This window comes from Mesorhizobium sp. M7A.F.Ca.ET.027.02.1.1 (assembly GCF_004022985.1).
Classification (GTDB): Bacteria; Pseudomonadota; Alphaproteobacteria; order Rhizobiales; family Rhizobiaceae; genus Mesorhizobium.
In genome coordinates, this window is record NZ_RZOL01000200.1 from 1 (window position 1) to 11,047 (window position 11,047).

The 11,047-nt window shown below is 62.5% G+C and carries 11 protein-coding genes; 6 read left to right on the forward strand and 5 right to left on the reverse strand.

Going from position 1 to position 11,047, the window contains the following annotated elements:
• Window positions 1–76: 76 nt before the first annotated feature.
• The gene (gcvA, locus tag EN749_RS20960; RefSeq protein WP_128363879.1) at window positions 77–1,012 is read right to left on the reverse strand and encodes a transcriptional regulator GcvA; all 936 of its coding nucleotides are present in this window, start codon (window positions 1,010–1,012) and stop codon (window positions 77–79) included.
• A gap of 130 nt (window positions 1,013–1,142) precedes the next feature.
• Here gcvA and EN749_RS20965 point away from each other — a divergent pair, with 130 nt between their 5' ends.
• Window positions 1,143–1,409 (forward strand): hypothetical protein, encoded by a 267-nt coding sequence (locus tag EN749_RS20965; RefSeq protein ID WP_128363880.1) that lies wholly within the window; start codon window positions 1,143–1,145, stop codon window positions 1,407–1,409.
• Between the two features lie 178 nt (window positions 1,410–1,587).
• Here EN749_RS20965 and EN749_RS20970 read toward each other — a convergent pair whose 3' ends face one another.
• The gene (locus EN749_RS20970) at window positions 1,588–2,124 is read right to left on the reverse strand and encodes a L,D-transpeptidase (protein WP_174800339.1); all 537 of its coding nucleotides are present in this window, start codon (window positions 2,122–2,124) and stop codon (window positions 1,588–1,590) included.
• A gap of 144 nt (window positions 2,125–2,268) precedes the next feature.
• Here EN749_RS20970 and EN749_RS20975 point away from each other — a divergent pair, with 144 nt between their 5' ends.
• The 4 genes from EN749_RS20975 to EN749_RS20990 all read left to right on the forward strand — a co-directional run bounded on the left by EN749_RS20975 (window position 2,269) and on the right by EN749_RS20990 (window position 5,767).
• Window positions 2,269–2,952, forward strand: coding sequence for a response regulator transcription factor (locus tag EN749_RS20975; RefSeq protein ID WP_013528898.1), 684 nt, complete (start codon window positions 2,269–2,271; stop codon window positions 2,950–2,952).
• Window positions 2,953–3,072: 120 nt separating this feature from the next.
• A complete protein-coding gene (locus tag EN749_RS20980; RefSeq protein WP_023811239.1) occupies window positions 3,073–3,528 on the forward strand; it encodes a cyclic nucleotide-binding domain-containing protein in 456 nt (151 codons plus the stop codon).
• Window positions 3,529–3,813: 285 nt separating this feature from the next.
• Entirely contained in the window at window positions 3,814–4,851 is a 1,038-nt protein-coding gene (locus EN749_RS20985) for a glycosyltransferase family 9 protein (RefSeq protein WP_189367624.1), read from the forward strand.
• A gap of 241 nt (window positions 4,852–5,092) precedes the next feature.
• Complete coding sequence (locus tag EN749_RS20990; protein WP_128288543.1) at window positions 5,093–5,767, forward strand: hypothetical protein; 675 nt, start codon at window positions 5,093–5,095, stop codon at window positions 5,765–5,767.
• A 128-nt stretch (window positions 5,768–5,895) separates the two neighbouring features.
• Here EN749_RS20990 and EN749_RS20995 read toward each other — a convergent pair whose 3' ends face one another.
• The 3 genes from EN749_RS20995 to EN749_RS21005 all read right to left on the reverse strand — a co-directional run bounded on the left by EN749_RS20995 (window position 5,896) and on the right by EN749_RS21005 (window position 10,377).
• The gene (locus EN749_RS20995; RefSeq protein ID WP_127267331.1) at window positions 5,896–6,702 is read right to left on the reverse strand and encodes an exodeoxyribonuclease III; all 807 of its coding nucleotides are present in this window, start codon (window positions 6,700–6,702) and stop codon (window positions 5,896–5,898) included.
• Between the two features lie 170 nt (window positions 6,703–6,872).
• Window positions 6,873–7,556, reverse strand: a complete 684-nt coding sequence (locus EN749_RS21000; RefSeq protein ID WP_127267333.1) for an outer membrane lipoprotein carrier protein LolA — start codon at window positions 7,554–7,556, stop codon at window positions 6,873–6,875.
• Window positions 7,557–7,707: 151 nt separating this feature from the next.
• Complete coding sequence (locus tag EN749_RS21005; protein WP_128363881.1) at window positions 7,708–10,377, reverse strand: DNA translocase FtsK; 2,670 nt, start codon at window positions 10,375–10,377, stop codon at window positions 7,708–7,710.
• A 204-nt stretch (window positions 10,378–10,581) separates the two neighbouring features.
• On the opposite strand from EN749_RS21005, the gene EN749_RS21010 reads away from it, so the two are divergent.
• Complete coding sequence (locus EN749_RS21010) at window positions 10,582–10,953, forward strand: hypothetical protein (RefSeq protein ID WP_127319580.1); 372 nt, start codon at window positions 10,582–10,584, stop codon at window positions 10,951–10,953.
• The last annotated feature ends 94 nt before the right edge of the window (window positions 10,954–11,047 follow it).

Genomic DNA, 11,047 nt, shown 5'->3' on the forward strand with positions numbered 1-11,047 from the left:
ACTGCCCTACTGCCCTACTGCCCTACTGCCCTACTGCCCTACTGCCCTACTGCCTACTGCCCTACTGCCCTACTGCCTACTGCCCTTTGTCCGAGGTCCGCGTCTTGGCGACTTCCTCGAGCATCCATTCGCGAAAGCCGACGATGCGTGGATCGTCGGCGGTATTTTCGGGATAGACCAGGAAGTAGGCGAACTCGGGCGCCACCCGCAGGCCGAGTTCGAAAGGCTGCACCAGCCTGCCCTGGGAAAGGTCGTTCGCCACCATGGCGAAATCGGCGAGCGCAACGGCATTGCCGTCGAGCGCTGCCTGGACGGCATCCGTGGAGTTGCCGAACACGACGGTCCGGCTGTCGTCGAAATCAGTGATGCCGGCCGCCGCCATCCACATCCGCCAGTTCGGCCACGTCACGCCTTGCCGAGACCATTCGATATGCGCAAGCGTGTGGTTGAAGAGGTCGCGCGGCTCACGCAGCGGCGGACCGGACGTCAAGAGGCTCGGGCTGCACACCGGAATGAGGATGTTGTCGAACAGCCGGTGGGTGCGAAGACCGGGATATTTGCCGGCGCCGAAACGGATGCCGACATCGATGTCATCGAGTTCGAAATCCCGCACTTCATAGGCAATGTCGAATCGCAATTCGATATCGGGGTGATGCTTGCGAAAATCGTCGACGCGTCGCATCAGCCATTTTGACGCGAACTGCGCGTCGAGCGTCACCTTCAAAAGGGCGGTGCCGCGCGCCAGCTTTTGCGCCCGCGAAACGGCCCGGCCAAGCAGGTCGAGTGCGTCGGCCGAGGCGTCGAACAGCACCGTTCCCGCCTCGGTGAGCCGGATCGTGCGGCTGGTGCGTGTGAACAGCACCAGCCCGAGTTGATCCTCGATTTCCTTGATCTGATGGCTGACGGCGGCCGGCGTCAGGCCGAGCTCGTCGGCGGCACGGGTGAAATTGAGGTGCCGGGCCGCTGCTTCCAGTGTCCTCAAGGCACGAGTCCCGGGCAGAAGACGAGCCATCCTATCCTCAAATAAAACTTGATGATCCAGAGAAAACTACTCGTTTCTCGCAGAGATTTCAATCTGGCATCATCCATCCATCGAAACATCATCAAGCCGGATTTGATATCCGGGGAGAACGGAGCACACCATGTCCATCATCGTTTTGAATTCATCGACACCTCGCCCGGCCTGGCTGGGCGAAACTCTCGACTGGCTGCGTCACGCCCGGGCCGCGATACGCCTCGCCGGCCGCGACATTGCCTACCAGAACGTCGAGGATCTCTCCGATCGCCAACTGCGCGATATCGGCGGCGAGCGCCGTGACGTCGCTCGCGCAATGGACAGGGAGCTTGGCCGGCTGGGCCTGCTCGACATCGGCTGGCAGAGACCGCGAAGGTCAGGGAATAGGCAGTAGGAAATAGGCAGTAGAGGAAAATTTAAGTCAGCGCCGACAGGTAGCCTACTGCCTACTGCCTACTGCCTACTGCCTACTGCCTACTGCCTACTGCCTACTGCCTACTGCCTACTGCCTACTGCCTACTCCCTACTCCCTACTCCCCTACTCCCCTACTCCCCTACTGCCTACTGCCCTACTATCTCACCACCCTCACCACCGTCCGGTCCGACAGCAGCGGCAGCAGCCGCGCCATGGTTTGCGCCGTGACAGCCACACAGCCTTGCGTCGGCGTGAAGCCGGGGCGCGCCAGATGGAAGAAGATGGCGCTGCCGCGCCCGCGCCGGCGCGGCGACAGGTTCCAGTCGAGCACAAGGCAGGCGTCGTAGAGCCGGTCGTCGCGCCGCATGCGTTCGTGGCTGGCGCCATAGGGTATCTTGACCGGCCTGTTGTAGTTGCGGTCGTCGGGCACTTCGCACCAGCCCAGATCGGGCCCGATCGGCGTCATCGCCAGACGGGTCCTGCGGCCGCTGGAGAACTGATCTCCCCGGAAATACCCCGACAGGATCCGCATCGCGGCCAGCGGCGTGGCGCCATCGCCTTCGCGCTTGCCGGCCGAGATGCCACCGCGCCCCAACGCACAGGCAAACACCGTTTTCCCGGCCTGCAGCAGGCCCTGGCTTGGATGCCCAGGCCTCGCCCGCACGGTCAGCACACGCAGCCCTTTTCGCAAAATTGCGCCGGCTGCATTGCGATCGTGTTTTTTCTTGTATGATCGTGCCACGGAACAAATCACTGTGAACGGCTGTTGCGCCGATCAGCTTCCGCATAAACAGGCAGCGGTCAACTGAATTTTCTTTTCAAAACAACGGATTGATCCATGACTTCACGCACCATACTGATCGTCGACGACGATGACGACCTGCGCGGCACACTGGTCGAGCAATTATCCCTTTACGAGGAATTCGACGTGCTACAGGAATCGACTGCGGCAAAAGGTGTCGCCGCAGCGCGCGGCGGCCTCATCGATCTGCTCATCATGGACGTCGGACTGCCCGACATGGATGGCCGCGAAGCGGTGAAGATCCTGCGCAAGGGCGGCTACAAGGCGCCCATCATCATGCTGACCGGCCACGACACCGATTCGGATACGATTCTTGGTCTCGAGGCCGGCGCCAACGACTATGTGACGAAGCCGTTCCGCTTTGCCGTGCTGCTGGCACGCATTCGGGCGCAGCTGCGCCAGCATGAGCAGAGCGAGGATGCCACCTTCTCGGTCGGGCCCTATACTTTCAAGCCCAGCCAGAAACTGCTGCTCGACCCGCGCGGCGGCAAGGTCCGGCTGACGGAGAAGGAAGCCTCGATCATCAAATATCTTTATCGCGCCGACCAGAAGGTGGTGACGCGCGACGTGCTGCTCGAGGAAGTATGGGGCTACAATTCCGGCGTCACCACACACACGCTGGAAACCCATGTCTACCGGCTGCGCCAGAAGATCGAGCGCGATCCTTCCAATGCGGAAATTCTTGTGACAGAAAGCGGCGGCTACAAGCTGGTTCCTTAAACATTTCATTATCCAATGAGCGGTCGGGCGGGGCCGCTTTCGGGTACGATCCAGTTGGAGGGTGGTTTGGATCGAACTCGCAGAGGAGGAGTCGGACTGTCGGTTCGGGGACATAGCTAGATGGCGCTGGATGACGACATCCGCGTCCTGTCCGCCGTGAGGCTCTTCGAGGGCTTCACGCAGGAACAATTGCGCCTGCTCGCCTTTGGCGCCGAGAACACCAGGCTGATTGCCAACCACAAGCTTTATCGCGAGGACGACGAGGCCGATTCCGCCTATATCGTCGTCAGTGGGCGCATCGTGCTCTACCGGGAGCAGGGTGGTGAACGCATTCCGATTGGCACGGCAGGCCCCGGCACGATCCTGAGCGAACTGGCGTTGATCGCCGACACCAACCGGTTGACCAGCGCCTCGGCCGAGATCGATTCGGAAGTGATGCGTCTCAGCCGCAAGATGTTCCGCCGTATCCTGGAGGAATATCCCGAGATCGCGGTCAAGCTCCACCAGCGCATCTCGGAGGAATTTCAGGCGATGATCCGCCGCATCGAGGAACTGGCGCCGCGCTTCTCCGGCTGAAGGCTGCCCGCCTGCGAAGCTGTTGTTTCGCGGCCAAAGGCGGAAGCGCGGCAGCGCTTTTCAACGACATTGGCCGCGATGAACTGATCGTGGCGCACTGCGGCCGGAGCGGCAATCGCTAATGGCTCGTTCATCCGGACGCCCGGATCCAGGGGCAAGGGTCCGTTGACAGGCCCGAGGTGAAATCCTAAAGCACCCCGAAGGCGGCCGGCACAGCAGGCGCCATCACCACCAGGCTCCTGGGGGGAGCGAGCCATGCCGTCAGGGCGGTACGAGACGATTATCTTGTATTCCCGCAATGACGCGTTCGGCGACGGATTGATCCGGATTCCGGCTTTGCGCGCCGCCAGAACGGCATTCCCCGATAGTTTCATCGTCTACGGAACCACCCGGTCGTCGTCCCTTGAACATAGCCTCAATCGCCATGCCGGCCATTTGGTCGATGCGATCAATGTGCGCACGCCGCTGGCGCGCCTGGTCGCCGATCACCGCAAGGGCGAGGGGCGATTGGCCGTTGTCGATTTCCGCATCTCGGCGCGTTGGCTGCTTCAAGCCTCGGCATCACTGCTCGGCCGCGGCATCGCCTATGAGGCAAACTTTCCGGCTTTCGCCCTTTCCTGGCGCCTGGGCCAAAGGCCTGAAGCACGACCCGGGCACAATGCCTGGCGCTACCACCGCCTCATCGAACGCCTTGCCGGCAAGCGGCTGCCTTTCGATCATCGGCTGGAGCCGGGCCCGGCCGCGCGAGCGGCGGCCAGGAGCCTTGCGGACGGCAAGCATGCTCCGTTGATCATTATCGCTGCGCACGGCAGCGCCAGCAAGCGCATGTCGGCGGATCAGGTTGCCGCGATCGCCGACAGCCTGATCGCCGACGGGGCGAACCTTCTCTATGTGAAAACCCCAGGCGATGGTCCCGATATGGCTGAACTGGCTCAGCGCGTGCCGAAGCTGCGGCTTGTCGATTCCGCCGCGATCGAAGGTGTCGATATCGGTGACATCTTGCTGGCGCTCGGCGAGTTTGCCGATCTTTACATCGGCGCCGAAGGCGGTACCGCACATCTCATGGCAACCGTGATGACGCCGATGGTTATCCTCAGTGGCGGCGCCAACATGGCCCGTTGGAGGCCGCTTTCGAACTGCGTGGACGTGATCGAATCCCGCCATGCCAGTCCGACCGGTCTGGTCGCCAATGTGCCTGCGCCGACAATCATCGAAGCGGCGCAACGCATGCTGGCGACGCGCCGCCGCGACCATCCCCATCTGCCGGATCTCGCAAACTGTCAGCCCAGCAATTTCGCGACAACGACGTGCATGAAGACTTGAAGCGCGCCGTTTGAACTTGAATTCATTTGGTCGCGCTTCGAAGCGCGTTGAGATTGAGGTCGGCCATTTGCAGGCCAGCCTCACCTGAACATCGACGCCATGGTACAATGGGTTCGGTGGGGCGAAGCGCTGCAACCCTGGTGACCACCGGCACATGCAGGCGGAGTCTCGGCGGCAGATCTGGCGGCTGTCGCATTTTGGTTCCAATGGAGTTCCTCTCAGTCCTCAATGAGAATAGCAAATGCCAGAGAACAACGCGCTGAACACCAAGCATGGCGGCGAATGGACGATAGCCTGGCGCTTGGTCATACTGGCGGCGACGGCGATTAACGTCGCGATGCTCTTAGCCGCTCTGTTCGTTGCGCAGATTCGTGGTCTGGACGCTTGGATCTTTTATCGAGATCCATCTGCGGTCGCCGAAGTCGGCTTCTATACAGGGTGGATTTCGTCCCTGGGTGCTTCACTGTGGATCGGCTCCGGCGCGGTGACCCTGTTTGCTGGCCTGCTCACGCATCGATGGGATTGCACGTTTCTCGGCGGCCTTACCCTGTTCCTGGGGCTCGATGACCTGTTGTTGATCCATGAGGACGTGCTCCCCATTGTTGCGATACCAGAGATCGTTGCGATGATTGTCTACGCCGCCACCGGGTTGTTCTGGTTCTTTCGGCTGCGACGGAAGACATTCGACGGCACGATCGTCTTTGTGGCCGCAGGCTTCCTGCTCGCGCTGTCGGCATCCATCGACCAGATCGGGGATCTGTTTCCCACCCCTGGTTCTGCGGCAGCCATCGCCGAAGACGTCGTCAAAGAGCTTGGCATCTTCCTTTGGGCGGCAGGTGCCGTTGGGTACGCGGCGATGGTGACACGATTGGGCCGTCCGTGGGTGGATCCAGCCGACTCCACCTCTGCCGACTGACTGCCGCACGCGGGCATTTTCGACCAGACTTGAGCAATTCTAGGAAAAGTGTGAAGCGGTTTTCCGTCTAGAATTGGGTCTACAAAGAGTTAGAGCAGCTCGCCGTTTCCATGAAACGGTGAAATGCTCTAGTCCAGATCGAACCGCGCGATGACAGGCACATGGTCCGACGGGCGCTCCCAGCCGCGCGCCGGACGCAGGATCTCGTAGCCGGAAAAGCTGGGCACCAGGTTTGGCGACGACCAGACGTGGTCGAGACGGCGGCCGCGATTGGACAGCTCCCAATCCTGCGCGCGATAGCTCCACCAGGTGTAGAGCTTCTGCTCATGCGGCACGTTGAGCCGCATCAGGTCGACCCAGTCGCCGGCGCGGCGCATCGCCTCGAAATTTTCCGTCTCGATCGGCGTGTGGCTGACCACGTTGAGCAATTGCTTGTGCGACCAGACGTCATGTTCGAGCGGGGCGATGTTGAGGTCGCCGACCAGCACCGAGCCGGACACCTCGTCATGTTCTGCCCGGATGGCATTCATCTCGGCGACGAAGTCGAGCTTGTGCTTGAACTTCCTGTTGATGACAGGATCCGGTTCGTCGCCGCCCGCCGGGACGTAGAAATTGTGGAGCAGGATCGCCTTGCCGCCGGCCCGCACCGTCACCGAGAGGTGCCGGCTATCCTCGATTTCGCAAAAGCGTCGCTTTTCGACCACCTCGATCGGTCGCCGCGCCACCGTCGCGACGCCGTGGTAGCCCTTCTGGCCATGGAAGGCGATGTGCTCGTAGCCGAGCTTGCGAAAAGCCTTTTCGGGAAACAGTTCGTCGGGAACCTTGGTTTCCTGCAGGCACAGCACGTCGGGCGCATGCTCGACGAGCAGGCGCTCGACGATCGGCATGCGCAGGCGAACGGAGTTGATGTTCCAGGTGGCGATGGAGAAGGGCATTGGCAATCCAGGACAGCGTGCGACCGGCCAGAACCGATGGGCCCTGGCGGGGAAGACGCCTTTCGACGGAGTCAGTCCGGAAAACTGCCAGCCGCAAGCCGCAAAGACAAGCCGGGCCACGCCCGACGAGGCGCGGCCCGGCGCTTTCCACAGCTATTGGTGCGATTGGCCTAGCGCGCCTTGTTGGTGTTGAGCTCGCGGTTCGCCGTGTAGTCGATGGCGAAAGTATCCGGCGCGAAGCTGACGCCTTCCTTGGTGTTGAAGATCATCACCGTCGTGTCCTTGCCCTGCGCGTCGGTGATCGTCCACTGCCGCAAGTCGAAGGTTTTCGGATCGAACATCATGGTGATCTTCGAATTGCCGAACACCGATTTGTCGGCGAGCTGGATGGTGGTGAGGTCATCCTCCTGCTTGACGCTTTTGACGCGGTCGCCGGAGAGATCGATCCTGTTGTCGAGCAGCAGCTTCAAGGGTGTCTTCGACAGCGGATAGAGATCGGACGTGTTGAGCCTCTTGTTCAGGATGACCACCGACTGGCCGTCTGAAATCACCCGGAAGTTTGAAGAGCCGTCGTAGTTGAAGCGGATCTTGCCTGGCCGTTCGAGGAAGAACTTGCCGCCGGTCTGCTCGCCCTTGGGGCCGAACTGCACGAATTCGCCGCTCATCGACTTGACCGAGGAAAAGTGGTCGGCGATCTTCTGCGCAGCGGTCGGCACAGCCGCCTGCGCCGAAGCCAGTACCTGGAAGCCGGGCACCGCGTTGAAGGCTGCCGCCCCCGCAAACGCCAGGCCGAGGCCCAGCAACTGACGCCGGGATGGAGCAAATGTGCTGAGCGCTGAAAGATCGTTTTTCATGTCGGTCACTCTCATCTGATTCCTGAGTTGTTCTGTGCTTGGACCCCCAGTTAGGCTGAAATTTGGCGGGTCAGACGTCCCTTGGTCGCTTCAACGCCTTGAAAGGTTCAAGGTTGCCGGACCGGGATGTCACAAGGGTCAGGCTTTGTGGTCAGAACTTGTCCTCTTCGGTCGGCACCAGGATCTCGCGCTTGCCGGCATGGTTGGCCGGGCCGACGATACCTTCCTTTTCCATCTTCTCGATGATCGAGGCGGCGCGGTTATAGCCGATGCCCAGCCGGCGCTGGATATAGCTGGTCGAGGCCTTGCCATCGCGCAGCACCACGGAGACCGCCTGATCGTAGGGATCGTCGGAATCCTCGAAATTGCTGTTGCCGCCACCGGACCCACCCTTGCCCGACGGCTCGTCGTCGTCCTCGCCATCATCCTCGGTGATGGCGTCGAGATATTCCGGCACGCCCTGCAGCTTCAGATGCGCGACGATCTTCTCGACCTCTTCATCGGCGACGAACGGGCCGTGCACGCGCTGGATGCGGCCGCCGCCGGCCATGTAGAGCATGTCGCCCATGCCGAGCAGCTGCTCGGCGCCCTGCTCGCCCAGAATGGTGCGGCTGTCGATCTTCGACGTCACCTGGAAGGAGATGCGGGTCGGGAAATTGGCTTTGATGGTGCCGGTGATGACGTCGACCGACGGCCGCTGCGTTGCCATGATGACATGGATGCCGGCGGCGCGCGCCATCTGCGCCAGGCGCTGCACGGCACCTTCGATGTCCTTGCCGGCGACCATCATCAGATCAGCCATCTCGTCGATGATGACGACGATGTAGGGCATCGGCTCGAGGTCGAGGTTCTCGGTCTCGTAGATCGCCTCGCCGGTCTGGCGGTCGAAGCCGGTCTGCACGGTGCGCGAGATCTTCTCGCCCTTCTTGTCCGCCTGGCTGACGCGGGCGTTGAAGCCGTCGATGTTGCGCACGCCGACCTTGGACATCTTGCGGTAGCGGTCCTCCATCTCGCGCACGGTCCATTTCAGCGCCACCACGGCCTTCTTCGGATCGGTGACGACGGGCGTGAGCAGATGCGGGATGCCGTCATAGACCGAAAGTTCCAGCATTTTCGGATCAATCATGATCAGCCGACATTCTTCCGGCTTCAGCCGGTAGAGAAGCGACAGGATCATGGTGTTGATGGCGACCGACTTGCCCGAGCCGGTGGTGCCGGCGACAAGCACGTGCGGCATCTTGGCAATGTCGACGATGACCGCCTCGCCATTGATGGTCTTGCCCAGCGCCAGCGCCAGCTTGGCCTTCGTCGTCTCGAAGTCACGGCTGGCCAGAATCTCTCTGAGATAGACGGTTTCGCGCTTGGCGTTCGGCAGTTCGATGCCGATGGCGTTGCGGCCGGGCACCACGGCGACGCGGCAGGCGATGGCGCTCATCGAGCGCGCAATGTCGTCGGACAGGCCGATGACGCGTGACGATTTGATGCCGGGCGCCGGTTCGAGCTCATAGAGCGTGACCACCGGACCGGGACGGACGGCGATGATCTCGCCCTTGACGCCGAAGTCCTCCAGCACGCCTTCGAGCAGGCGGGCGTTCTGTTCCAGCGCGTCCTTGGACAGGCTGGCGTCGCGCACCACGTTCTTCGGTTCGGAGAGGAAGTGCAGCGACGGCATTTCGAACTTTTCCGAGCCGATCAGCGATGTCTGCGCCTCGCGCTGGACGCGGGCGCCGGGCACGGGGCGCGCCGCCGGCGCCTCGACGCGGGTGGCTGCGTCGGAGCGGAACGGCTGCACCTTGGCGGTCGGCGCGCCGCGGCGTTGCACGACAGGTTCATCGTCGAAATCGGCATCCTCGCCTGGATTGTCGAAGCGGTCGTCGAAGATGTCGGCATCGTCGGGGTCGAGCGAGGCGCTGCGGTCATTGACCATGGCGGCGAAGAATTCGGGCTCGACGCGGGCGCGGCCATCCTGGCTCATCCGCTGCTCGGCAAACTCCGCCGATTCGACCCGTTCGGCGGCGCGCCGCCAGGCGGTGGAGCGCTGCTCCATCTCCGGCTCGTACTCGTCCCGCTCCTGCCTGCGGCGCAAGGCACGGCGGTGCATCCACGCGCGCAGCGACAGCCACCAATGGGTGATGGCGCCGAGCGCCAGGATACCCTCGTCGCCTTCGTCCTCGTCATTGTCGAACAACAGGTCGTCCTCGCGCGGATCGGCGGCGGGCTCGTCCTCCATCACGGCGAAGCCGTTCTTGCGACCGATCAGCGCCGAACCATGGGCAAAGAGCCACAGCGCGGGTGCGGCCAGCAGGATGGCGATGATGCTGGCGATCAGCCCGGTCGGATAGCCGCCGATGACGACGCCGGGGATCTTCAGCACCATGTCGCCAAACACACCGCCGAGGCCGGTGGGCAGCGGCCAGGTCTTGGGCGGCACAACGCAGCCGACCATGGCCGCGGCCAGCAGCGCGAAGCCGAACCAGGACAGCCCGCGCTTGGGCAGCCTGTCGACACCGCGCGCGGAAAACAGCAGGAATCCCCAGATGACCGTCGGAACCAGGGCCGCGACGGCGGCGAGGCCGAAGAACTGCATGGCCAGGTCGGAGAACACGGCACCCGCATAGCCCATGGCATTGGTGACGGTGTTGTTCGTCGCGTGGGAAAAACTCGGATCGGCGACATTCCAGGTGGCAAGGCTGGCAACGCCAAAGGCGGCCAGCGCGAACAGGCCGACGCCGACCAGCCGCCCGACCTGACGCCGCGCGAACGCCTGGATGCCGTGCCCCGTATCGGCCAGCGCAAGCGGTGCTGAAGCCCCTGAACGCATGCTCTTCCCCGTCTGTCATGGTCTCGCCGGGTGCGTGGCGCATTCCGGCAGATTCGGGTCTCAGACTATCGGTGGGAAGGTTAAGGGCGCATTAACTATAAGAGGTTGAGATGATCAAGCCTCGTTACCACTGGTTGAGCCGCTTGCTGCTCGAAGAATGGCGCCGAGTGTGGGCGAAGGGGGGTCGCCAATTTGGGTAAAGGCATGCAACCCGTCTTCCTTCGCGTGGCGGCACTGGCCTGGGCAGGGCTCAGTTTGCTGCTCGCTTTGCACTGGTTCGTCGAACTCGGCATGGTGGGCTTCCCGGACGGCTATGTGACGCCCTTCGCCAGAGCGACCGGTCCGCTGCTGCACATCCTCGCCACAGCCTGCCTCGGACAAGGCCTGTATTTTCTGTTCAGAGGTCTTTTCGGCAAGGGATTTGCAGTGCGAGGCCTCGGCCTGCGGGTTTTGATCGCCGCGGTCCTGACAGTGGCGCCTGTGCTGATCGTCAGGAATTGCCCGCATTCCCGGACATGCAGCAGCGCGTATGAAGCGCTGACGAACACCATGATGGACGACGGCGCCGGCGGATAGAGCTGCCGCCTGCCGAAACAATGGCGGACTGCCGGGCCCGCCATTGGTCGTTTGGAACAAAGATCGGGCCTCGGCCCGACCGGACAACTCCGTT